Consider the following 24792-nt stretch of genomic DNA (forward strand, 5'->3'; position numbering starts at 1 on the left):
TGAGGCTCAATACAATTAAATATTTTATAAATATTTTACCAAAGAGATTATGAAATTAACTTGAAATTGATGCACGTGCTTTTTCAAAACGTTTACGTTCATTAGGATCAAGATAGAGTTTGCGGAGACGAATATTTTTAGGGGTTACTTCCACAAGTTCATCATCTTGTATCCACGATAAGGCGCGTTCTAACGTCATTTTAATGGGAGGCGTTAGCTTTACGGCTTCATCTTTTCCGGAAGCGCGCATATTGGTGAGTTTTTTCCCTTTTAACACATTAACTTCTAAGTCATTATCTCGTGAGTGGATGCCAATAATCATACCTTGATAGACTTTCACACCCGCATCGATGATCATAGGTCCACGATCTTCAAGATTAAAAAGAGCATAAGCGACAGATTCACCGTTGTCATTTGAAATCATAACACCATTAACACGACCAGCAATGTCTCCTTTATAAGGTTCATAAGCATGGAAAAGGCGATTCATAATTGCTGTACCACGTGTGTCCGTTAAAAGTTCAGATTGATAACCAATGAGTCCTCGGGTTGGTGCATAAAAGACAAGGCGGACACGATTACCTCCAGAAGGACGTAACTCCACCATTTCGCCTTTACGTTCAGACATTTTTTGTACAACAGTACCGGAATATTCTTCATCAACATCGATAACAACTTCTTCGATTGGCTCAAGAGTTATTCCATTTTCATCTTTTTGCATAACAACACGTGGACGTGAAACACTAAGCTCAAATCCTTCACGGCGCATATTTTCAATAAGAACTGCAAGCTGTAATTCTCCTCGTCCTGAAACGTAGAAAGAATCTTTATCGGCTGATTCTTCAATTTTAAGAGCGACATTGCCTTCTGCTTCTTTTAACAATCGGTCACGAATGACACGACTAGTTACTTTATCGCCTTCAGTTCCAGCAAGGGGACTATCGTTGACGAGAAAACTCATAGTAACAGTAGGAGGATCAATTGGTTGGGCAGTAAGGGGTTCATTGACAGTAGGGTCACAGAAAGTATCAGCAACGGTACCTTTTTGTAGACCTGCAATCGCAACAATATCACCAGCACTTCCTTCTTCAATAGGTTGCCGTTCTAAGCCACGAAATGCTAAAATTTTTGAAATACGCCCAGTTTCTAAAAGTTTTCCATCTTGTCCAAGAACCTTGACATTTTGATTGGGTTTCAAAGAGCCAGAATGAATCCGTCCTGTAATAATTCGTCCCAAAAACGGATCCGCTTCAAGAATAGTTCCAATCATGCGAAACGGTCCTTCTGCTACACTAGGAGAAGGGACATGCTGCGTCACAAGATCAAATAAAGGACCTAATCCCTGATCTTTTGGTCCTTCAGGGGCTTCAGCCATCCATCCATCGCGTCCAGATCCATAAAGAATAGGAAAATCAAGCTGTTCATCGGTTGCATCAAGAGCAGCGAAAAGGTCAAAAACCTCATTAATGACTTCATCAACGCGTGCATCCGGCCGGTCAATTTTATTAATAGCAACAATAGGGCGCAATCCCACTTTCAATGCTTTGCCAACGACAAATTTTGTTTGTGGCATTGGTCCTTCAGCAGCATCAACAAGTACAATGGCTCCATCAACCATATTTAGGATGCGTTCAACTTCTCCACCAAAGTCGGCGTGTCCTGGTGTATCAACAATATTAATTCGAGTATCTTTCCAAACAACAGATGTCACTTTCGCTAGGATTGTAATTCCGCGTTCTTTCTCAATATCGTTTGAATCCATCATACGTTCGCTTGTACGCTGATTATCACGGAAGTTTCCTGATTGCTTGAGAAGCCCGTCTACAAGCGTTGTTTTCCCATGGTCAACGTGGGCAATGATGGCAATGTTACGCAATTGCATAAATTTTCTTCTTTTCGTTTAATGAAATTTCATTTGAGGCAAAGTCTTTACATTCTTTGCCTGACTATTAGAAAACCTTTTACATGTTTTTTTATAATTTTGGAAGATGGAGGCAATATTTTTATGGCAAAACTATTTATCCAAGTCTTTAAGGCTCTATTGAGCTTCAATTTCTGAAGCTTCGTAAAAGTTTTTAATAGTACGTATGTTCTATTCTCGAGCTAAGAATTATCCCAAAAATCACAGTCAATTTGATTTTTATCAATATGACACAAGAAATTTATATGAATTCTTGTAAGAGTAAGTAAGTATAAAGCTAGCGGTATTGTTGTTGTTGTTTTGCAAAGAGATTGATAAAAATCCGGAATATCTCTCAATCCATAGCCAATTTATTGACAACTGTACAACATTTTTATTCTAAATAAAGCTTTGTCTTATTCCATAACTTGTCAATCAAAATCCAGATCTAATGCAATCGTGTATTTGAGGTAAATATTGAGACGATTAAGAATTTTATAAGAAGTTCTAGCTTTTGTATGCCAGATTAGGGCAAGAGTTATATCTGTTTGATTTATTTATGAACCCGGCACACAGTCTTATTTAGAAAGAATATGAAGGCATTCAAAGAAAATTCCCATCTTTGCTGTTAATCCAATTTATGATTTCAAAAGCATCTAAAGTAATATCTTTTAAGCCATGGAGATAGTGCATTGCCTTACACTTTTGTTAATTGCACTCTCTAATAGGAGTATGCTTTTTATGCCAAACAGAACACTTTAAACAGAATATACTTTTTGTTGCATATTCATGTACTTAAGAGAGATTGCTTAACGTACACTACATCCATTCCATGATAGGGCTCATAAATGATATAACATACGCGAATAGTATACTATTAACGCCTTTGTGAAGAAATATAAAGCCTGTTGAGTATCATCATTATTATTCTTTCTCAGCTGTCAATATTGCGCCAGTTTTTGATACGAGAGAGAGGATATAAGAAGTATTTTATTTTTTCTTGAATAGTTTTTAGCCATACACCGATCTCGTTTGTGACTGGCAAGAAGATGACTTTAATCGATTTAATATGAGAAGCTTTATGATGAGGTAAAATTACGTTATTCGGAGCTGTTATTCAAAAAAATAATAAATTATCTATAGAGCGGTGCGCTAGAAAATAAATAATAAAGCTTATTCTCTTATGGAAAGAATCTTAGGTTACATGACAAGATTTTTCCATAAGTAAGAGTTTTTACTTTACATGTTTAAAGAAGAGTTCCTGACAAAATGAGAGAAGCTACAGAAAAGTAGATTATAATGCCCATGACATCTACTAAAGTTGCCACAAAAGGAGCAGAAGCACTTGCTGGATCAAATTTTAAACCTTTAAGAATAAAAGGCAACATAGATCCAGAAAGAGAACCAAAGGTAACGATTCCAACTAAAGCTGTACCCACTGTTGTCGAAATAGCAATCCAATGTTGGCCATAGTCGTAGATACCCAGTTTTTGCCAAAGAGCAATGCGCGTAACACCAATAATTCCTAGTAAGAGACCAAGGGATAGTCCTGTTGGAATTTCACGAATGATCACTTTCCACCAGTCTTTCAACGTGAGTTCACGTAAAGCCAATGCACGGATAATAAGGGATGTAGCCTGTGAGCCGGAATTTCCTCCTGAGCTCATAATAAGAGGTATGAACAGTGTAAGAATAATCGCTTTTTCGAGTTCTGTTTCGAAATGTTGCATAGCGCTTGCTGTCAGCATTTCACCGATAAAGAGTAAAGCGAGCCATCCGCCACGTTTTTTCATCATTTCAGGAAACTTAATTTGCATATAGGGCTTATTAAGCGCTTCCATACCCCCAAATTTATAGGCATCTTCATTCATCTCATCGACCATAGTATCAAGCACGTCATCAACGGTTACAATACCAATGACATGGTTACTTTCATCAACTACAGGCACAGAGAGAAGATCATGGCGCTGGAAAAGGCGTGCGATATCTTCATGATGTGTGAAGGGTGATATTGTAATGGGCGAGTCATGGGTAGGGACATTAAGAATTTGTTCATCAGGTGAGGCAAGAATAAGGTTACGCAGGGAAACAGCTTTGAGAAGAGTACCTGTTTTAGGATCAATTACATAGCTGGTATAAACTGTTTCACGTGTTCGCTCGACCTCACGAATGTGATCCAAAGTTTTTTGTATGGTCCAGTTTGAAGGAACGGCTATAAACTCTGTTGTCATCAGTGCTCCTGCTGTATGATCAGGATAACTGGTGAGTTTTTTAAGTTCAGCGCGCGTTAAGGGGTTAAGCAAGGCATAAAGTCGTGTGCGGGTTTCTTTATCCATTTCTTGAAAGACGTCTGCAGCAGCATCAGCAGACATGCCATCAAGAATTTCAACAGCACGATTTATAGGGAGAAGTTCTAGGATGGCAGCAGGTTGCTCAAGCTCTGGTTTATCAAAAAGTTCGATAACATAATCAAGAGGCAGAAGACTAAGAATAGTTACACGTTCCATGATATCGAGGTCATTGATGATATCAATAGAGTCTGCAAAATGCTGGTTCTTTAACTTTTCAGCGAGAGCTTCAGGAGAAAAATTTTTGAAGTCGAAGGCCGTTTTGATTTCAGTCATGATAAAGTACCTCCTGAAGAGTTGGAGAATTGTAAATCTAGATAATAGATGAGATAAAAACAAAAGTTTATGGAAGATTTAAAAAACTCCCCAGCTATATTCCCAATTGTTAATATTTGAAGTAAAGTCAAGGGTAAATTATAAGTTATAAACAAGTTTCTGAATCACTAAAACGAGAATACAGCTTAATTTGAGGATAATATAAAAACGTAAATGTAAAAATCAGTTCTGATTTTACCATCATTTCTTTAATGCAGTTTGCGATTTTCAAAAGAATCTACAGCAATATTTTATAAAGAGTGGAGATTATGCTTTTCTCCAAGTGTTTTTGTTAATATGCAATTCTATTGTGATGTGCGAGCGAATAATCTTTATTGCTTCAATATAATATGGTTTGAAATGGAAGAGCTTTACGATTTTAAGGTTTTTTTATTCAATAGCGTTTTGAAAGGTAGTTTTGAAACTCACGAAATAGTTTTAGTATGTTATCAATTTGTGTCGTAAAGATAATTGTTACAGTTTAAATTTATAATGGAGACATAAAGTATTATGACAAAAGCAGCAGTGCTGGACTGGAAGGGATTTTTAGGTCTTCCTGATTTTTCTTCTATAAGTGATGAAGATTTTAAACCCGCTTTTGAACAGGCACTTCAAGAAGCAGAAGAAGAACTAGAGGCAATTGCGATGGTGCAAGAACCACCAACGCTTGAGAATTTTTTGCGGCCTTTTGAGCTTTGCGGCAAAGCGCTTGATTGTGTCTGTTCAATATTTTTCTTACGCACCAGTGCTCATACGAATGTATTAATTCAACAGCTAGAGCAAGAGTTCGTTGTAAAACTTTCTCGTTATTCTTCAAAAATGATGATGGATGCGCGGATATTTGCGAAAATAGATGTGCTTTATAAACAGTCGCAGCTGGGCACATTTGAGAGTGAAACAACACGTGTTCTTGAATTATGGTGGAAAAAGTTTGTTTGTCATGGGGCAAAACTCGATGAAAAAGCTAAGAAACGGCTTTTGGAAATTAATGAAAGACTTGCTTTTTTAAATGCTACTTTTGGACAAAATGTCTTAAATGATGAAGCTGAATGGATTCTGTTTTTAAAACAAACAGACTTATCTGGTTTACCGCAAGATCTCATTGCTTCAATGAAGGAAATTGCGTGTGAAAGAGGCAATGAAGAAGCGTATGCATTAACACTAGCACGTTCGATTGTTGAACCTTTTTTAAAATTCTCTGATCGTCGTGATTTGCGTGAGGTTGCATTCCAAGCTTGGGCTAAACGTGGTGAAAATAATAACAAGAATGATAATAAAACAATTATTGTAGAGATTGTTGCGCTTCGAGATGAGCAGGCTAAATTATTGGGATATAAATCTTTTGCGGATTTAAAACTCGATAATACTATGGCTAAAAGTGTTGATTCCGTTATGGATTTGCTTATGCCTGTATGGGAGCGAGCAAAAGCGAAAGCTTCTACTGAGCAAATTGAATTACAAAATTTTGCCAATAATCAGGGAAGCAATGAATCTTTAACAGCTTCGGATTGGCGTTATTATGCTGAAAAACTTCGCACTGAAAAGTTTTCTTTTGATGGCGCTGAAATTAAATATTATTTTCAACTTGATCATATGATTAAAGCGGCTTTTGGAGTAGCAGAAAAACTCTTTGGCATTACATTTGAAGAAAAAAATGCTGTTGCACTTTGGCATCCTGATGCACGTTTATGGGAAGTAAAAAAATCTGATGGAAGCTTACTTGGGCTTTTCATTGGTGATTATTTTGCACGTTCTTCAAAACGGTCTGGTGCGTGGATGAGTAGTTTGCAATCACAACATAAATTGGAAGGTGGACAAAAGCCTATTATCTACAATGTTTGTAATTTTGCTAAACCATCCAAAGGGGAGGTTGCTCTTTTATCACTTGATGATGCACGTACGCTTTTTCACGAGTTTGGGCATGCATTGCATGGTTTGCTTTCTGATGTTGTATGGCCATCTGTATCGGGAACATCGGTTTCGCGTGATTTTGTTGAGCTGCCTTCTCAACTTTATGAACATTGGTTAACTGTACCAGAAGTATTAAAATCTTATGCTATACATGCAAAAACAGGGCTTCCTATGCCACAAGAGTTGATAGATAAAGTTTTAGCAGCACAGACATTTAATGCTGGATTTTCTGCGGTTGAATTTATCTCATCAGCTCTCGTGGATATGGCTTTTCACCAAGGAGAAAAAGTCACTGATCCAACAGTGTTTGAACGCCAAGAATTAGACAAGCTGCAAATGCCTGATACAATTATTATGCGTCATCGTCCCCCACATTTTACGCATATATTTTCAGGGGATGGTTACGCCGCTGGTTACTATTCTTATCTGTGGTCAGAAGTGCTTGATGCTGATGCTTTTCAGGCTTTTGAAGAAACGGGAGATGTTTTTAATTCAGAGCTTGCTAATAAGTTGAAACGTTTTATTTACTCTGCTGGGGGAAGTCGTGATCCAGAGGAGCTTTATAAAGCTTTTCGGGGACGGATGCCTTTACCAGAGGCAATGATTAACAAACGTGGACTATAAGATATAACGGCATGGTGCTAACCATGCCGTTTTCATATTCTTCGCAAAGATGTAGTTGCAATTTATGCAAATTTTCTCTTCATTATAGCTATGTAAACAGAGTTTTTTATCTTATTCGCTTTTTGTTTATAGAGGAAAATAAATTTTGTATTTTAAATAGACATTATGGGAAAGAAAAATTATCAGCTCGATCTTTTTGATGCCCATTTGGTGGAAACCATGATTTTTTTATAAAACTTGACTTTCGTTTGCCTAAAAGGTGAGTGTTTTTTTGTACCATATCATCGAGGTTCATTGGAGGCTGACGCATAATTTTACTCCGCTCTTGATTGTCTGATTCTTGTATAAGTTTTTTAATAACTTGATCGGTTGAGTAAGAATTTTCATGAGAAAAGGCATGAAAATTTAAAATATTTTTCAATGGCTTTTCTAAATAAGCAGCAAGTTTTTTCTTTCCTTCAGAAGTGAAATGCATGCCATTATTGGTGCGCAATTTGGTCATTTTTCCATTAATATCATAGCCTGAAAAAGAAAAGTTTCCTTCTTCATCACTAAAGCCACTCCAGATATCAAGAAAATATCCTCCTGCTGTTTCTGTTACTTGTTTGTAGAGCGCATTAAAAATTTTCATTTTTTGTGTCAAAAGGTCATTTCCAAAAGAAGGTTGACCTATCCATATCCATGATTTTCCAGAGGCATGAAGACTTTCAGCAATTTCGATAATTCTTTGTTTGTAGATGTGCATCCATTCTGATTGATCTGTGTTAATCGTGCTATGAGAGTCTATGATGGGTTGATTATCATTGGCCCCGATCATCATGATAATGACATCGGGGTTATTTTGATTAATGAGTTTAGAAATATTGCTTTGCCAAGAATAATAATCAGTTCGAACTAATCCGGAAGCTGGCATTGTGTTGTTCATAATAACGATATCACTATTATCTATAAAAAACTTCTTAAGTGCATCGGCAACAGCAGAAGCTGTAAAATCTCCTATGACAAGAATGCGCTTTGCGTTCTCATTTTTTAGCTTTTGTATGTTTTTTTGTGTTACGATCTTTTTTTGCGGCTTGTTTATTTTTTGTTCTATAATTTGCGGTGGTTGTTGCGTCTGTTTGTTATGTTGTGACAACCATTTGAAGAAGTTCGTTGCTTTACTTGGGGATGGTTGTATGATCCCCACAATAGAAAATGAAAACAGTAAGAATATCAAGTATATCAGACGCAAAAGAGACAAGACCTTATTCTCCATTATTGTTGGCGAAGGAGAAAAAGCACTTGAGATGATGGATATCCATTTTCTTTTAGACCGTAATGCAGCTGAAAAGCTTTGATTGCTTTGCGAGAGGCTGTTCCGATTTGTCCATCAATATCTCCTTTATAATATCCCAATGCACTTAAGCGAGATTGCAGTTCTTTGCATTCTTGGAAAGTAATAGGCTGAAAAGGTCTTTGCCAATCATGCACTAATCCAGGACGTCCAGCAATGCGATCAGCAAGAAGGGCAACGGCAAGAGCATAACGATCTGCATTATTATAACGTTTTAGAACAAAGAAATTTTTTGTGACTAAAAATATAGGTCCTTTTTCTCCATCTGGATATTTTAACATTGCTTGTTCAGCTAATGTAGGAAGAGGATGCCCATTAGCGTATTTTACACCTAATTTTTTCCATTGTTCAAAGGAATACCAGCCTTCAGGAAGTTTTTTTCCCTGCGGCACTTTTACCTCTACTCCCCAAATAAGATTAGGTTGCCAGCCATTTTTGTGAAGAAGATTAGCAGCAGTAGCCAGAGCATCTGGAACAAAGTTCCAGATATCACGCCGTCCATCTTGATTTATATCAACAGCATAGGCGAGATAACTGCTTGGAATAAATTGTGTATGTCCCAATGCTCCGGCCCAAGATCCAGTGAGTTGAGAGCGTTTAATTTCACCACTTTGTAGAATTTTCATAGCAGAAATAAGTTGTGTATGTGCGTATTTTTCGCGTTTTTTATCGGCATAGGCTAGGGTTGCAAGCGAGCGAATGGTATCACGCATTACACTTTTATTGGCTAAAACCTTCCCATAGTTGCTTTCCATTGACCAAATAGCAAGCAGAATATTACGGTCAACACCAAAACGTTCTTCAATTTGAAGAAGCCATTTATTCCATTTTTTTGCTTGGCGCCGTCCTTCTATAATAGCAATATCATGGACACGATTATCGAAATAGTTCCATGAAGGAGCAATAAATTCCAGTTGGTATGCGGCGCTTTTTAAAACTTCTGGATCAATGGCATTAATGTCTTTAAATGCCATATGAAACGTAGAAGGGCTAATATTGTGAGCAATAGCTACTTTTTTAAATTCTTTAATCCAGTGTTTAAATCCGCTATCAGCATATGAAAGGGATATAAAAAACATAAAAAAAGCAGAAAAAATAACGGCAGAGACAGTGAAAAGAGTTCTCCAAGCTATTGACTTCTCTAAAAAAGAGAAAGTCTTCAATTCTGTTTTTTGCATTTTGAAATCCCCATTAATATTCAATTTATTAGATGTGCAATAACTTTATTTTGTATTTAGTTTAATCGATAATATGATCAAGAAGAGGAAAAAACTGAAATAAATAATTCGTTTTAATCCTTTCAATAAATTCTCAGACTCTTTTTACATTTTTGATTGCCCATTATAATGATAATCAAAACAATAAGATATCTTTTTTACCATTTCGTAAAAACATATGATAAATAAAACAAAAAAGTTATATGAATTCATTGAGGAGGGTGAGTGTGCGTAAAATCCGGAAAGCAGTATTCCCAGTAGCAGGTCTTGGTACGCGTTTTCTTCCTGCGACAAAAACGATTCCTAAAGAAATGTTAACAGTTGTTGATAAACCTGTTATTCAATATGTTGTGGATGAGGCGAGGGAAGCTGGTATTGAGCATTTTATTTTTGTGACTGGACGTAACAAAGCAGTCATTGAGGATTATTTTGATGCGCAAGTTGAATTATACACGACACTTGCTGAATGTGGAAAGAGAGAAGATCTTGCACACTTATACCGTTTACAGCCATTACCAGGGTCAACTTCTTTCACTCGGCAACAGCAACCTTTGGGATTAGGGCATGCTCTTTGGTGTGCGCGTGAATTAGTTGCAGGGGAACCTTTTGCTTTATTATTACCCGATATGTTGATACAGGCGAAAAAGGGCTGTCTTTCTGAAATGATGAGCCTTTATGAAAAGGTGGGTGGGGGAAATATTATAGCAGTTCAGGAATGCGATCCTAGAGAAACACATAAATATGGTATTGTTGGGAAAGGCAAACAGATTGCAAATGGTTTTGAAATCACAAAAATGGTAGAGAAACCAGTACAAGGAACGGCACCATCAAATTTGTACATCAATGGACGTTATATTTTGCAGCCAGAAATTTTTAATATTCTTTCCACTCAAGAACGGGGAACAGGAAATGAAATTCAATTAACAGATGCTATGATACGGCTTTCAAATGAGCAAGATTTTTGGGGTTTGCAAGTAAAAGGGCGCACTTTTGATTGTGGTTCTAAAGCTGGTTTTATTGAAGCCAACGTTGCATTTTCTTTGGCACGCGCTGATATGCACAGCCACGTTTCTACTTCATTGAAAAATTTACTAGAAACCATTAATGTTGAAAAGTGATATAGATCTCTCACTTAATTTTATTGATCGAATTTGATTATGACAATACCGTCTCCTCATATGGCTTTGCAAGGTGCAGTTGCATCAGCGCTTAAAACACTTGCTAGTGAAAAGCAGGGGCTTGAAGCCCTTGAAAAAGCTCTTCTGGAAAGTCTTTCTTCTTCTTTTGAAGCGGCTGTTCAAACTATTAGAAATGCTCGTGGACATGTGGTCATTACTGGTCTTGGAAAAAGTGGTCATATAGGGACAAAAATTGCAGCAACCTTAGCCTCAACTGGAACACCTGCCTTTTTTGTGCACGCTGCAGAAGCCAATCATGGTGATCTTGGTATGATTGGTTCTGATGACGTTATTCTTGCTTTATCATGGTCTGGTGAAACTCAAGAGTTAAGTGGTATTATGAGTTATGCGGCGCGTTTTCGTATTCCTCTTATTGCGATGACATCAAGTAAGCACTCTGTGTTAGGACGACAAGCTGATATTGTGCTATTATTACCAAAGATAGAAGAGGCTTGCCCCCATGGTTTAGCCCCTACAACTTCAACAATTATGCAATTGGCAATGGGAGATGCATTAGCGGTTTCTCTTTTAGAAATGCGTGGTTTTACCGCAACGGATTTCAAAATATATCATCCTGGTGGCTCTCTTGGTGCAAGCCTTAAATACGTGTGTGATATTATGCATGAGGGTGATAATATTCCTTTGGTTATGCAGGGAACAGCTATGACTGAAGCGATGAATGTTTTGGTGGAAAAACATTTTGGTTGTGTTGGTGTTGTGAATCAAGAAGGTGAACTAATCGGAATTGTAACTGATGGCGATCTTGCACGTAACATTCATTTTAATTTATCAAAATTTAATGTTGACGAGGTGATGACCAAAGCTCCTAAAGTTGTAAAGCCAAATACACTTGTTGGTGCAGCAACAGCTTTTATTAATGATCATCAGATTGGTGCATTTTTTGTGGTTGAAGATAAAAAACCGATAGGAATTGTTCATTTTCATGATCTTTTGCGCATTGGCGCTGCTTAGATTAAGCTTCCCTATCAAATAAAATGTTATAGGTTGAAATAGATTGAATGATACAAAGTTACAATTTTATTGTGAGGTGGCTTTATTGATATTTTGTGGAAGAAAATGATTATTTTACGCATTTCATAATGTTTAAAAAATTCTCAGGGGCTAGATTATACTAGCCTCTTTGCGTATTTTAGAGAGGATTTTCTATCAGGAGGAGAAAGGATATCGCCTTCTGCTTAATGTGTGTGCTCCCTCTGTTCTTAAGAGAGGTTTCCCTTGTACTTTGTTAAGATTTCCGCTTAAGGAAAAACTGTGCTCCTGTATGTGAGGTGCAGAGAAGTTGTGTGGCGTCATATGACATTGTACAATTGACTCTAGAAATTGTTCCACGGAGAATAGAGCGTATTTCAATTTCTATATTTTGGGCATTGAGATAATTATATGCTCCTTCTGATAGTTTTTCTTCTGTATCTGCTGCACGCGTTTCAAAAACACCATTGTGGAAAGAAGAAATAATACCATTCTCATCAACCCATTTTCCATCAATTCCAGTTGGCATATTTGAGTTATAATATCGCGAAAAGTTACAGGCACTTAACAGCAAGGCGGTAATTGTAAGACATAAAATATGATAGGGATGTTTCATTTATTGCACTCTATTTAGATTATTTTGCTCTCTAGTTTCTATAACATTATTAAATTACCCCATGAGTCAATATGAAAAATTTGATAAAAATCAATGAAAAAGCAAAAAAATGGAAAAAAATGCCTTAATGTTGTATTTAATTGACAGCTTGATGAAGTTCGTAAGTGAAACACAAGAGGTAAAATATTTCTTATGGTTTACAACAATTTTTATATTAAGCTGCTAAGTAGTCTCAAAGGAGATTATTGACATTATGGTTGGTCCCATTCTTGTTGCGAGTGAAGATTATGGAAGACGTATAGAACTTTCTTCTATGCTGCGAGGTTTTGGTTATCGTGTCATTGAAGCAGAAAATGGTCTCCGTACGATTGATCTTTTACACAGGCGTAAAAACATTGTGCTTGCACTCCTTGATGTTGTTATGAGTGATTTGAGTGTGAGCGATTTGATTAAAATGATTAGAGTTGCTGGTGTTTCTGTTCCTATTGTCGTTATAGCACAACAAGAGAATCAGCATTTACTCCAGAAAGCTTTAACAGCTGGAGCTATTGATTATTGGATCCATCCAGTAACATTATTACGCGTAAGAGTTACTTTGGATATCCTTGCTCTTATTTCTGCCTTGGAGCATGAGGTTCGAGATATTCGGCGAAAAAAAGAGAATCATTTACGGTTTTCTGATCTTTGCGTAAAAAGTAGAGCTATGCAGATAGTGTTAGAACAATCGAGACAAGCAGCAACTTCTTTACAGAATCTTTTGATAGAGGGGGAAGCTGGAACAGGACGTGAGACATTAGCTCGGATTATTCATCATGAGGGATTATTTTCGGAGGGTGTTTTTGTTCGCTTTCAATGTTCAGCCATCGTTGATCCAGAAGAAGAAAATCAGCAGTGGTTTAAAGAATTCCTACCATTGGTTTCTTCTCTTGAAAAAGGGACACTTTGCCTTTGTGATATTGATCGACTTGAGCCCATACAGCAAAAACGGTTTGCTCATTACCTTAAAGAAAGGGAAAGGGATACAAAAGGAGATTTTTTTCCTTTTCGGATCATCGCTATTTCAACATCGCGTTTAAAGGACTTGGTTAATGAGAACTTTTTTTTGCATAGTTTGTTTGAACAATTTTCTCACTTGTCTATTAGTGTCCCTGCTTTACGAGAATTAAGGGATGATTTTCCAGAGATCACACAACGTTTGATTGATCGCATTATCACAGAAACAGGGCGATCACATGTCCATGGTTTAGCAGGCTCTGCTCTTTCCTTGCTTATGCAGTATGATTGGCCTGGCAATAGAAATGAGCTTGAAACCTTTTTATTTCGTGCGATTTTACTCAGTGAAGGACCGTTATTAACTGTTCGAGATTTTCCGCAATTAATGGGAAATTCATTAATGAGTGTTCCCAATATCATTGAGGGTAATATGCAAGAAGATAATGAGCAAGAATCGATAAAATTTTTGAATACTGATGGGCATGTACGTACTTTTGCAGAGATGGAACATGATATTATAGAGAAAGCGATTAAACATTATAAAGGACATATGAGTGAGATTGCGCGCCGCCTTCATATTGGTCGCTCTACACTTTATAGAAAAATGGAAGAATTGAGAGCAATAAGAAATCAAGAACGAAAGTAAAATTCATAACAAATTTCTCTTCATGACAAGCATGCGTTTCAAAAAAATAGAGTGGATTTTGATAAATTCCGTGGAGGAAGCTTAAGAAAACAATCATTTATTGTAAAATTTATCTATAGAGGATGATTTTGTAGATTTAAATCAAATATAAATTTTATGTGACTATTTTAATCGTTTGTTTCAATTTATACAATTTTAGTTAAGTTTACATTTATTAAAACAGAGAAGCATTTTTAAAAACTTTTAAATACTACCGCTAAAATTTTTGTATCATCAATATTAAATTTATACTCTCTTAAGCAAGAAGTGGCATTTTATCTTCTATACGATTAAGATAAAGTGATTAGTGTTATCGTTTGCATTACTGATGATGTGATAGTTTAAAATAGAAAGTTTACCCTCTTTGACTCTTTTACAGATTGTTATTGGTTTTGTCCTCTTTTTTTTTATTGCATCTATGTTGGCAATCTACACCTATGGGCGTTTTGTGAAAAATGCTAGAGGGCAATGTTCTTATGCGTTACCTATTCAGAAAGATGAAACTAAGCTTGATCGTATCGTCAGTCAATTAGCTGAGGAAGAAAATGGATTGGGGATTGATAAAGATGCCCTTTCCCTCATTATCAGCAATTTGGATGCGTTTTGTGTTCGTGCAATAGGAGCTGCAGAGGCTGGGCGTAGCCTTGATCTGATGTATTATATTTGGGATGATGATTTAACGGGGCGCCTATTATTAAGTGAAATAGTTGAGGCAGCTGATCGAGGGGTTCGGGTACGGCTTCTTTTGGATGATATTAATGCTCAGGCACGTGATCCAGCTTATATTGCGCTAGATAGACATCCTCATATTGAGGTGAGAATGTTTAATCCAGGGCGATCGCGTAAAGGTGGTTTACGCCGTGGTTTAGAAATTATATTACGGGCAATTACTGTAACACGTAGAATGCATAATAAAGCTTTTATTGTTGATGGCAGGGTCGCTTTTGTAGGAGGACGTAATCTTGCAGATTCTTATTTTGATGCTGGTAAAGAATCCCATTTTCGAGATTTAGATTTGATGTTAATCGGTCCTTCTGTTAAAAAGGTAGAAAGTATCTTTGATGATTTTTGGAATAGTGCTGTTGTTTTGCCAATTCATACTTTAGTTGTTCCTAAAAGCGCAAGTGATCTTAGCTATTGGAAAGATAAATTACGAAAGTTTCGTGATTCCAAGGTTGCAAAAGTTTATTTAGATTATGTCAAAGAGCACATTAACTTTAATTGTTTTATCCAAACAGGAAAGCGGTTATTTTTAGCAGACAAAGTTGTTGTTCTTTCTGACCCTCCAGAAAAAGCATTGCGTAAAAAAGCAAGCAATTGGCTTATGAAGGCACTTTCAAAGGTTATTGGAAATGCCAAAAAAACGGTTCAGATTACGTCACCTTATTTTGTTCCTGGTAAGGTTGGCACGCAGAATTTTAGTAATTTGGTTTCAAAGGGTGTTGATGTCAAAATTCTGACAAATTCTTTAGCTGCTACTGATGTAGCATTAGTGCATGGTGGTTATGTACCTTATCGTAAGGCATTGTTGAAAAGTGGTGTTAATCTTTATGAATTAAAAGCGGAAGGCAATACTCATGGGTTGCGATTGTTTCGATCGAGTAAGGCAAGTTTACATGCTAAAGCTTTTTTAATTGATCGTAAAACAGCTTTTATTGGATCTTTAAATTTTGATCCAAGATCAGCATCATTAAATACAGAAATGGGCATTCTTTTTGAATGTGCTCCCATTACAGCAAGATTAGATTTGTTGTTTTCTGAAGAAACCACAGGGGAAATGAGCTATCATCTGCGTCTTGGTGATAATAATCGTATTTATTGGGATTTTATTGAAAATGAAAAAAAATATAGCATTGACTATGAGCCAGAAAGTAATTTTTGGCGTCGCGCATTTGCAAAAATAATAAGTTGGTTACCTATTGAATCACAATTGTAAATTTTTATAAACCACACTTAAAAAAAATATTTATTTTTCTTTTCATTTTGTTTGTAGCATGGCATAATTTTTTGCCAATCTACCATGTATGAGAACCGCAGTTGTATTTTAAAGCTTCTTGCGGTGTTTTATTATAAAAGGAATTTTGATATGGCAAAGATTGTTGAAACGGGGACAGGTGCATTGGCACTGACTTTTGATGATGTACTTTTACAACCCGGTCATTCTCTTGTTATGCCTAGTCAAGTGGATCTCAGTACGCGCATTGCAGCGGATATTAAGCTCAATTTGCCATTGCTTTCTGCGGCAATGGATACGGTAACAGAATCGCGTTTGGCAATTGCTATGGCTCAAGCTGGTGGTCTTGGGGTTATTCATCGTAATATGTCTCCTGCAGAGCAGGCAGAAGAAGTTCGCCAAGTAAAAAAGTTTGAATCTGGTATGGTTGTTAATCCAGTCACCATTGGACCAGATGCAACACTTGAAGAAGCAAAATCTTTGATGTGCTCTCATGGTATTTCCGGTATTCCGGTTGTTGAAAATGGTGCTAAAGGTGAAACTGCTGGACGGCTTGTTGGCATTTTGACAAATAGGGATGTGCGTTTTGCATCGGATCCCAAACAAAAAATTTATGAATTAATGACGCATGAAAATTTAATCACAGTGCGTGAAAATGTTCAACTCAATGAAGCGAAGTATCTTTTACACCATCATCGTATTGAAAAATTATTAGTTGTGGATGAACAGAATCGTTGTGTCGGACTGATAACAGTTAAGGATATTGAAAAAGCAAAATTAAATCCAAACGCTGCCAAAGATTCACAAGGTCGCTTGCGTGTTGCAGCTGCAAGTAGTGTAGGGAACGATGGGTTTGAGCGGGCTGAACGATTAATTGATGCAGGCGTTGATATTCTAGTAATTGATACTGCACATGGACATTCTCAGCGTGTATTAGACACTGTTGAGCGTATTAAAAAAATGACGTTTTCTCCAGCTATTATTGCTGGTAATGTGGCGACTGCTCAAGCAACACAGGCTTTGATTGACAGTGGTGCGGATGCTATAAAAGTTGGGATTGGTCCTGGTTCTATTTGCACAACGCGAATTGTTGCAGGTGTTGGTGTTCCTCAGCTTGCAGCCATTATGAATGCTGCAGAAGTTGCTGAAAAAGCGGGCATCCCCGTTATTGCTGATGGGGGGATAAAAGCTTCCGGTGATTTTGCTAAAGCATTAGCAGGTGGGGCTTGTGCTGCTATGATTGGCTCTCTTTTAGCGGGTACAGAAGAAAGTCCTGGCGAAGTTTATCTTTATCAAGGACGATCCTTTAAAGCTTATCGCGGCATGGGATCTGTTGGTGCTATGGCACGAGGATCGGCAGATCGCTATTTTCAAGATGATGTTCGTGATGAACTTAAGTTAGTTCCTGAAGGTGTGGAGGGGCAGGTGGCTTATAAAGGTCCTATAGCATCAGTTCTACATCAGCTTGCTGGTGGACTTCGTGCTTCGATGGGGTATGTTGGAGCAAAAGATCTCGTAGAGTTTCGTGAAAAAGCAACGTTTGTACGTATTACGAATGCGGGACTCCATGAAAGTCATACGCATGATGTTTCTATCACACGAGAGAGTCCAAATTATCGTGGACCAGTTTAAAGATACAAGAGCCTAATATCATATTGCATAAATATAAAATTTTCCGAGAACAAGAAAGAGAGACTGCGCTTTTTTCTGTTTGTAATTTGGTGTAATAATCCCAAAAAGGAAAGAATTAGAGGTTAAAACTCTAATTCTTTCTGTTAAGACTATATGAAATAAGTTATATAAAATTAGAATTAACTTTTTGTTGTCTTCCGTCCAGTCTTTGACGCACGTTGGCGAGTGTTTGTCTGATCACTTTGGACGGATTTCTTTCCGTTGTTTGAGGGCATTGTATTATGACGGCTTTTAGACGAAGTTGTTTTTCCATTATTATAAGTCATTATTTTCTCCTTTAAAATTGTCTGGCAGTTGCCATTAGAGTAAAAACGGTCATACCAAATAGTGGTTCCAAGCATTTTCTAAAAAGTTAATTTTTTGTTGAACGTAAGATGAACTTGTTTAATTTTATGAGAAGATTTTTTCTATTTTTTCAGAAGGATAGCCATATAAAGATGGGAGATATTTGATTTTTTTCTATTGTTCAGACAATCCTCGTAAATTTTATTTTACGCAAATAAATTAAAGAGTTTGGTTTTTTCGTAATGCATGGCGGAAATAAGTTCTTTATGGATGGCTACGTATCTTTTAGCATAAGAGGTAGAAGGATAAAAAGCGAATGGGCAGAAGATGAAAGGAAAAATTTAAATACTCTAAATTGGATCTTATAAAAAAGTATGATCAGATCATTTTAATATTGAATGTAAATTTTTTATGGCTTTGAGAAGGTTTCATTGGCAAGAAGGCGATAATATTATTTTTTTAGATGATTTAAAATTTTATTATTTTAATGGGAGAAATGAATGCGATTAGGTGGGCGTTTGCAAGCAGCAATAGATGTTCTCACAGAGATAGAAGTGAAGCATCGCCCAGTAGGAGAAGCTTTAAAGGATTGGGGTCTTTCTCATCGCTTTGCTGGAGCAGGTGATCGTGCAGCTATTGGTACAATCGTTTATGATGTTTTAAGACGACGTTATTCTTTACAATGGCGTATGGAGAGTGATGATATCCGAGATATCGTTTTTGGTGCCTTATTAGATTCTGAAAAAATGACGCTGGAGCAAATTGACGGTGAATTGGCAGAAGATCGGTTTGCACCGCAGTTATTAGGGGCTAAACAGCGTAAATCGTGGCAAGGTCAGCAATTAGTGGATGCTCCAGACTATATTCGTGGTGATATTCCGCAATGGTGTCAAGCGCATCTGCGTCCTTTATTTGGTGATAATTGGATCACTGAAGCGGCTGCGTTAGCAACGCGTCCTTCTTTAGATCTACGGGTAAATAACCTAAAGGCAACACCAGAAAAGGTGCTGAAAGAATTAGCAAAAACCAAACTTAAATCTTTTCCATGGTTTGGGCAAGCTTTAAGAATTGCACCGATTGAAAAGTTTAATCGTCATCCCAATGTTCAAGTGGAACCAGCTTTTCAAAAAGGACACTTTGAAATACAGGATTTAGGATCTCAAATTGTTGCTCACCTTGTGGAAGCGCAAGAGAGCATGCAGGTATTAGATTATTGTGCAGGTGCTGGGGGCAAAACATTAGCTTTAGCTTCCGATATGAACAATCGTGGGCAAATTTATGCTTATGATTTTGATAAAGCGCGCTTAGCTCCTATTTTTGATCGTCTTCGACGCGCTGGTGTTCGTAATGTACAAACACGAGCACAAAAAGAAGAATTGAAGCCATTAATAGGCCAGATGGATAGAGTTCTACTAGATGCACCATGTAGTGGGACAGGAACATGGCGTCGTCGTCCAGATGCGAAATGGCGTTTAACATTAGAACAGGTGAAACAACGCCAAACAGAACAGAGGGATATTTTGAATGAAGCGATAGCTTATCTTAAGCCAAATGGGCGCCTAATCTATATTACCTGTTCTCTTTTTACAGATGAAAATGAGGAACAAATTTCCCATTTCCTTCAACAACATTCTCATTTTTCTCCAATAGATATGCCAGCGCTTTGGCAGAAATATTTTAGTTTTTCTCCTGTGCAACCAGTTTTTTCAAATTATGGACTTACTTTGTCGCCGGCCACAACACAAACAGATGGGTTCTTTTTATCTGTGTTGCAAAAAAAACATTGATCCATATTCTTACACTTTTTATCATAAACTTTACGAGAATAATCTTTTTCTTAAGAAAACAGGCTTGTGAAAAGAGAAAGATTGAATCATAACTCTCATGAGTTTTCTTTTACAATTGTTGATTGGTTTTCTATGAGCATATCACATCCAGACACTGTTCTTATTATTGACTTTGGTTCACAAGTTACACAACTTATTGCACGACGGGTACGAGCAATGGGAGTGTATTGTGAAATTACTCCTTTTCAATTGGCTTTAGAAGCTGTGCGCCGCATAAATCCTAAAGCTATTATTTTATCAGGGAGTCCTTATTCCGTTATTGATGAGGGCTCTCCGCGTGCTCCAATGGAAATTTTTGAGGCGGGTGTTCCGATTTTGGGCATTTGCTATGGTGAACAAGTCATGTGTGTTCAGCTTGGAGGAAAGGTTGAAGCTGGACATGAGCGTGAATTTGGGCGTGCTTTTTTGGAAGTTCAAGAAGAGAGTGCCCTTTTTGATGGAGTGTGGGAAAAAGGTTCTCGTTATCAAGTATGGATGAGCCATGGTGACCGTGTGGCAGCTTTACCAGAAGGTTTTCGTGTCATAGGAACCTCAAAAGGAGCTCCCTATGCGGCTATTGCTGATGAGAAAAGATATTTTTATGCGGTACAGTTTCATCCTGAAGTTATCCATACACCGGATGGTACAAAACTTTTGCAAAATTTTGTTCATAAGATCTCTGCTATTAAAGGCAATTGGTCAATGGCTTCTTATCGTGAGCAGGCAATTGCTACGATACGACAAAAAGTTGGGAAAAGTCGTGTGATTTGTGGTCTTTCAGGGGGAGTGGATTCATCTGTTGTAGCGGTACTCCTTCATGAAGCCATAGGAGATCAACTGACATGCATTTTGGTAGACCATGGGCTGATGCGCAAGAATGAAGCTGAAGAAGTTCTCACGCTCTTTCGTGATCATTATAATATAGAGCTTATTCACGTTAATGCTGCCGATATATTTCTTAATGCTTTAGAAGGTGAGACAGATCCAGAAAAAAAGCGCAAAACGATTGGTCGCCTTTTTATTGAAGTTTTCGAAGAAGAAACTAAAAAAATAGGAGGTGCAGAGTTTTTAGCACAAGGAACACTTTATCCAGATGTTATTGAGAGTGTGTCTGCTATTGGTGAAACGGTAACCATTAAAAGCCATCATAATGTGGGGGGGCTACCAGAACAGATGAATATGAAACTTGTAGAACCGTTGCGTGAGCTCTTTAAGGATGAGGTTCGCTTGCTAGGGCGAGAGTTAGGATTACCGGAGCAGTTTATTGGTCGCCATCCTTTTCCAGGTCCCGGTCTTGCAATTCGCTGTCCAGGTACTGTGACCCGTGAAAAATTAGAAATTTTACGTGAAGCAGATGCTATCTACCTTGAGGAAATCCATAAAGCTGGTCTTTATGACGAAATTTGGCAAGCTTTTGCTGTTCTTCTTCCTGTTCAAACTGTTGGCGTGATGGGGGATGATCGCACTTATGAATTTGTTTGTGCTCTTCGCGCCGTCACATCTGTAGATGGAATGACTGCTGATTTTTATCCCTATGATATGGCGTTTTTAAGTAAGACAGCAGCACGTATTATTAACGAAGTTAGAGGGATTAATCGTGTTGTATATGATGTAACCTCAAAACCTCCTAGTACTATTGAATGGGAATAATTAAAATGAAGGATAAGTTTTTTAAGAATAAAATATGACTGAGGGTTTGATATTCGAGAAGTGTAGAAAAAATCATTTAAAAATGATTGTGTATTTTCATATGATATAAGTCTTTATCTGACAATCTGTACGTCAATATCGTTTAAAATTGAGAAGTGTGGGATTTTGCATGTCTGAGAAAAAAATTGTTGCACACCGTGGAGGAGCTCATCTTTATCCTGAAAATACTCTTTCGGCATTTAATAATGCTATAGCGTTAGGTGTTGATGAAGTTGAATGCGACGTTCATTTGCTAAAAAGCGGTGAAGTGGTTGTCTTTCACGACTTCCGTCTAGACCAATTGGTTGGAAAAAAGGGGTATATTCATGACATTGATAATGAAACACGCAAACAACTCTGCGTAAAAGGAAGCCAAGAAGCACCTCCCTTATTAGAAGAAGTGCTTGATCTTTTAGCACCAACGAATGTTGCATTGCATCTTGAAATCAAGACATGCGGTGAAGTGGAGCGCGAAACAATATTATCCCAAAAAGCGCTTGCGCTAATAAAAAGCCGAAATTTATCAGAACGGGTTTCTGCAATTAGTTTTGATCCTTTTATCCTTCGTCCTTTTATTGAAGCAGGAATACCATCTGGTCCATGTGTTGATAATTTTGAAGGTGATATGTACCGTCATTTTTCTGAATGGAAGCAATTAGGTTGTTCTGACCTAAGTTTAGATGGCTCTATTGTTTCACAGAACTTTATTGAATCAGCTCTTGAGGCTGGTTTTACTGTAGGGGTATGGACAATTAATGGAAAAGCTCGGTTATCATATTGGCTTGATATGCCTGTACATTATATTACGACAGATCAACCTGATCTCGCATTGCAATTGTGTGCACAAAGGTAAAAATACATCAACACAAAAGGAACTATATATCTTCATAAAGTTAGCGTAATGAAAGAAGAAAAATTATCTAATATATAACAATAATACATTGATTTATAATGATAATTAATATTTTACTCATGTGAGTAAGAGACCTTAATACGTAAGATTCTCTTATTTCAAATATTTTTACAATGAATCAATCAAAATCATTTGTTTGAACATTACAAGTAGGGTTGGTGTGTGGATAAAAAATAATTGAGAAAAGAATAAAAATATTCATTTAACGTATTTCAAATGCAAGGCTTATTAAGCATTAGGGTCTCATATGATGATGTCGTTTTTCACTTTTATGAAGTGTAAAAATGATGGCATACAAAAAGTCTTATATACTTTAATGGAGAGGCTTTATATCTTATTTTACAGGTTCTATCATGAAATGTAGATGTATTGAAAGATTTTTTAACAGCATGGAAATTGGTCATACAGTGTCATTTTGTTTTGCATGAGGGGTGTGATCTTGTTACAGGGAAAGAGACTATTAAGCGCTTCAAAATGATTTTCTTAATTTTAAAAAAATTCTATTTGTCTCTTCTTTAAATTCAGTAGCAACATCGTGTTAAAGTTATAAGCCGAAAGTTATAAGACAAATAATAAAAGAATAAACAATTCTTTTTAAAAAAGTAAATCCAGATATTAAAATAGTCATTGAATGATATTTACGATCCATATCTTTTTACCAAGTGGCTTTGCTTATTTAAGCCATCTCACTTTTTTCAGATAGTTACAAACGCGTATTTCGTGAATATATAAGAAAGCTTATAAAAGAAAATAAATAAATTTAAATAAATTCATTTGACCTTTAGGTGGTTCCTGTTTAAATGAGAGAATATGTTTCTGAAATAAAACTGTCATAGCATGTTCATGTGTAATACTATAAATTTAGGGGGTAGTTTGTATTCCATCACTTCAGAAAGGGTGAAGCATGAGTCGTTTTTATCTTTCCATAGCGGCCACGGTTGCTATCATAATGTCCACAGCGGGGATGACAGAAAGTTTTGCACAGACAAAAATCAGCTTTTGGCATTCTATGAGTGGTGAATTAGGAAAGCAAACTGAAAGTCTCATTAACGATTTTAATGCAAGTCAATCTGAGTATAAAGTTGTTTCTTCATTTCGCGGTGAATATGAAGAGGGATTGATTTCACTCATTGCAGCATTTCGTGGAAAGAAACAGCCAGTACTTGCTCAAATTTATGACGTTGGTACTGGAACTATGATGGCTGCAAAAGGCGCAATCTACCCATTTTATCAACTTATGGCTGATACAAAACAAGAATTTGATCCTACAGATTATTTCCCTGTTATTAGTGGTTATTACTCCGATGAACAGGGACGTATCGTCTCTATGCCATTTAATATTTCAACACCCATCCTTTATTATAACAAAGATATCTTTAAAAAAGCAGGGCTTGATCCAGAACAGCCTCCTAGAACGTGGCAAGATATAGAAAACTTTTCCAAGAAAATTCTTGAGACTAAAGCGGCAAATTGTGGTTTTACAATGGCTTATGCCGCTCAATGGATTGGTATAGAAAATTTTTCAGCGTTGCATAATGTTCCTTTTGGAACGAAGGAAAATGGCTTTAAAGGACTTGATTCAGAACTTACATTTAATGGACCTTTACAAGTGCGTATGTGGGCTGACCTGAAAAAGTGGTCTGATCAAGGTATTTTCCGTTATGGTGGTCCAGCAGGTGCATTAGATTCAACACCAATGTTTATGGCACAAAATTGTGCAATTTTTATGCAATCTTCAGGATCACATGCTGGGATTGTTTCTGAAGCTCAGTTTAATGTGGGGGTTGGTATGCTACCGTACTATAAGGATACAGAAGGAGCACCACAAAATTCAGTTATTGGGGGAGCTTCTATTTGGGCGTTTAAGGGCCATACTCCAAAGGAATATGCAGGGGCAGCCGCTTTTCTTAAATTTCTTTCAAAAACAGAAAATCAAGCAAAGTGGCATCAGGAAACAGGTTATCTCCCAACCACAAAAGCGACTTATGAATTGAGCAAAAAACAACATTTCTATGAAAAAACGCCAGGTGCGGATATAGCTATCAAACAGATTAATCTTAATCCACCAACAGTTAACTCAAAAGGGATAAGATTTGGTAATTTACCACAAATTCGTGCCATTCTTGATCAAGAGTTGGAAGCTGTTCTTAGTGGTTCAAAAACGCCGAAAGATGGTTTAGATGAGACCGTTGAACGTGGAAATAAACTCTTGCGTGAATTTGAAAGATCTAATCATTAATTTCGTTTTATTGTTAAACATTAAAGACTCAACAAAAACGGTTGAGTCCTTTTTGTTTACTTTTTTAAAGTCTCTACATTTAAA

16 protein-coding genes are annotated in these 24792 nt (G+C 36.9%); 10 read left to right on the top strand and 6 right to left on the bottom strand.

The window, feature by feature from the left end:
• Positions 1–55: 55 nt before the first annotated feature.
• Positions 56–1882, bottom strand: a complete 1827-nt coding sequence (gene typA / locus ACFINO_RS04350) for a translational GTPase TypA (RefSeq protein WP_375633913.1) — start codon at positions 1880–1882, stop codon at positions 56–58.
• 1265 nt (positions 1883–3147) lie between these two features.
• The gene (gene mgtE / locus ACFINO_RS04355) at positions 3148–4524 is read right to left on the bottom strand and encodes a magnesium transporter (RefSeq protein WP_375606748.1); all 1377 of its coding nucleotides are present in this window, start codon (positions 4522–4524) and stop codon (positions 3148–3150) included.
• Between the two features lie 549 nt (positions 4525–5073).
• Between mgtE and ACFINO_RS04360 the strand changes: the two genes are divergently transcribed.
• On the top strand, positions 5074–7098 hold the full coding sequence (locus ACFINO_RS04360) for a M3 family metallopeptidase (protein ID WP_375655123.1): 2025 nt from the start codon (positions 5074–5076) through the stop codon (positions 7096–7098).
• 163 nt (positions 7099–7261) lie between these two features.
• Here the strand turns inward: ACFINO_RS04360 and ACFINO_RS04365 are convergent, their stop codons facing one another.
• Positions 7262–8338 (bottom strand): SGNH family hydrolase, encoded by a 1077-nt coding sequence (locus ACFINO_RS04365; RefSeq protein WP_375655124.1) that lies wholly within the window; start codon positions 8336–8338, stop codon positions 7262–7264.
• 14 nt (positions 8339–8352) lie between these two features.
• The gene (locus tag ACFINO_RS04370) at positions 8353–9609 is read right to left on the bottom strand and encodes a lytic murein transglycosylase (protein WP_375655125.1); all 1257 of its coding nucleotides are present in this window, start codon (positions 9607–9609) and stop codon (positions 8353–8355) included.
• A gap of 266 nt (positions 9610–9875) precedes the next feature.
• Here ACFINO_RS04370 and ACFINO_RS04375 point away from each other — a divergent pair, with 266 nt between their 5' ends.
• Both ACFINO_RS04375 and ACFINO_RS04380 read left to right on the top strand, forming a co-directional pair.
• Positions 9876–10766 (top strand): UTP--glucose-1-phosphate uridylyltransferase, encoded by an 891-nt coding sequence (locus tag ACFINO_RS04375; RefSeq protein ID WP_375655126.1) that lies wholly within the window; start codon positions 9876–9878, stop codon positions 10764–10766.
• A gap of 39 nt (positions 10767–10805) precedes the next feature.
• Positions 10806–11798, top strand: a complete 993-nt coding sequence (locus tag ACFINO_RS04380) for an SIS domain-containing protein (RefSeq protein ID WP_375611850.1) — start codon at positions 10806–10808, stop codon at positions 11796–11798.
• A gap of 274 nt (positions 11799–12072) precedes the next feature.
• Here the strand turns inward: ACFINO_RS04380 and ACFINO_RS04385 are convergent, their stop codons facing one another.
• The gene (locus ACFINO_RS04385) at positions 12073–12432 is read right to left on the bottom strand and encodes a hypothetical protein (protein ID WP_375618071.1); all 360 of its coding nucleotides are present in this window, start codon (positions 12430–12432) and stop codon (positions 12073–12075) included.
• A gap of 253 nt (positions 12433–12685) precedes the next feature.
• On the opposite strand from ACFINO_RS04385, the gene ACFINO_RS04390 reads away from it, so the two are divergent.
• The 3 genes from ACFINO_RS04390 to guaB all read left to right on the top strand — a co-directional run bounded on the left by ACFINO_RS04390 (position 12686) and on the right by guaB (position 17696).
• Positions 12686–14071 carry a sigma-54-dependent transcriptional regulator gene (locus tag ACFINO_RS04390; protein ID WP_375655127.1) on the top strand — a complete coding sequence of 462 codons (1386 nt, stop codon included), beginning with the start codon at positions 12686–12688 and terminating at the stop codon, positions 14069–14071.
• A 403-nt stretch (positions 14072–14474) separates the two neighbouring features.
• Positions 14475–16046, top strand: a complete 1572-nt coding sequence (locus ACFINO_RS04395; RefSeq protein WP_375633928.1) for a phospholipase D family protein — start codon at positions 14475–14477, stop codon at positions 16044–16046.
• 150 nt (positions 16047–16196) lie between these two features.
• Positions 16197–17696: an IMP dehydrogenase gene (gene guaB, locus ACFINO_RS04400; protein ID WP_375655128.1), complete on the top strand. Its 1500-nt coding sequence runs from the start codon at positions 16197–16199 to the stop codon at positions 17694–17696.
• Positions 17697–17875: 179 nt separating this feature from the next.
• Here the strand turns inward: guaB and ACFINO_RS04405 are convergent, their stop codons facing one another.
• On the bottom strand, positions 17876–18022 hold the full coding sequence (locus tag ACFINO_RS04405) for a hypothetical protein (RefSeq protein ID WP_273722522.1): 147 nt from the start codon (positions 18020–18022) through the stop codon (positions 17876–17878).
• Positions 18023–18541: 519 nt separating this feature from the next.
• On the opposite strand from ACFINO_RS04405, the gene ACFINO_RS04410 reads away from it, so the two are divergent.
• The 4 genes from ACFINO_RS04410 (at position 18542) to ugpB (ending at position 24708) form a co-directional block, all read left to right on the top strand.
• On the top strand, positions 18542–19828 hold the full coding sequence (locus ACFINO_RS04410) for an RsmB/NOP family class I SAM-dependent RNA methyltransferase (protein WP_375655129.1): 1287 nt from the start codon (positions 18542–18544) through the stop codon (positions 19826–19828).
• Positions 19829–19960: 132 nt separating this feature from the next.
• Positions 19961–21517, top strand: coding sequence for a glutamine-hydrolyzing GMP synthase (gene guaA, locus ACFINO_RS04415; RefSeq protein WP_375634023.1), 1557 nt, complete (start codon positions 19961–19963; stop codon positions 21515–21517).
• Positions 21518–21686: 169 nt separating this feature from the next.
• A complete protein-coding gene (locus ACFINO_RS04420; protein ID WP_375655130.1) occupies positions 21687–22409 on the top strand; it encodes a glycerophosphodiester phosphodiesterase in 723 nt (240 codons plus the stop codon).
• 964 nt (positions 22410–23373) lie between these two features.
• Positions 23374–24708 (top strand): sn-glycerol-3-phosphate ABC transporter substrate-binding protein UgpB, encoded by a 1335-nt coding sequence (gene ugpB, locus ACFINO_RS04425; protein ID WP_375633933.1) that lies wholly within the window; start codon positions 23374–23376, stop codon positions 24706–24708.
• The last annotated feature ends 84 nt before the right edge of the window (positions 24709–24792 follow it).

Source organism: Bartonella sp. AA83SXKL, assembly GCF_042196965.1.
Lineage (GTDB): Bacteria > Pseudomonadota > Alphaproteobacteria > Rhizobiales > Rhizobiaceae > Bartonella.

Excerpts from the sequence above, each read along its gene's own strand:
- guaB (WP_375655128.1), top strand. The coding sequence starts at position 16,197 with ATGGCAAAGATTGTTGAAACGGGGACAGGTGCATTGGCACTGACTTTT.
- ACFINO_RS04385 (WP_375618071.1), bottom strand. The coding sequence starts at position 12,432 with ATGAAACATCCCTATCATATTTTATGTCTTACAATTACCGCCTTGCTG.
- ACFINO_RS04380 (WP_375611850.1), top strand. The coding sequence starts at position 10,806 with ATGACAATACCGTCTCCTCATATGGCTTTGCAAGGTGCAGTTGCATCA.
- ugpB (WP_375633933.1), top strand. The coding sequence starts at position 23,374 with ATGAGTCGTTTTTATCTTTCCATAGCGGCCACGGTTGCTATCATAATG.
- guaA (WP_375634023.1), top strand. The coding sequence starts at position 19,961 with ATGAGCATATCACATCCAGACACTGTTCTTATTATTGACTTTGGTTCA.
- ACFINO_RS04360 (WP_375655123.1), top strand. The coding sequence starts at position 5,074 with ATGACAAAAGCAGCAGTGCTGGACTGGAAGGGATTTTTAGGTCTTCCT.
- ACFINO_RS04410 (WP_375655129.1), top strand. The coding sequence starts at position 18,542 with ATGCGATTAGGTGGGCGTTTGCAAGCAGCAATAGATGTTCTCACAGAG.
- ACFINO_RS04370 (WP_375655125.1), bottom strand. The coding sequence starts at position 9,609 with ATGCAAAAAACAGAATTGAAGACTTTCTCTTTTTTAGAGAAGTCAATA.
- mgtE (WP_375606748.1), bottom strand. The coding sequence starts at position 4,524 with ATGACTGAAATCAAAACGGCCTTCGACTTCAAAAATTTTTCTCCTGAA.
- ACFINO_RS04405 (WP_273722522.1), bottom strand. The coding sequence starts at position 18,022 with ATGACTTATAATAATGGAAAAACAACTTCGTCTAAAAGCCGTCATAAT.
- ACFINO_RS04420 (WP_375655130.1), top strand. The coding sequence starts at position 21,687 with ATGTCTGAGAAAAAAATTGTTGCACACCGTGGAGGAGCTCATCTTTAT.
- typA (WP_375633913.1), bottom strand. The coding sequence starts at position 1,882 with ATGCAATTGCGTAACATTGCCATCATTGCCCACGTTGACCATGGGAAA.
- ACFINO_RS04390 (WP_375655127.1), top strand. The coding sequence starts at position 12,686 with ATGGTTGGTCCCATTCTTGTTGCGAGTGAAGATTATGGAAGACGTATA.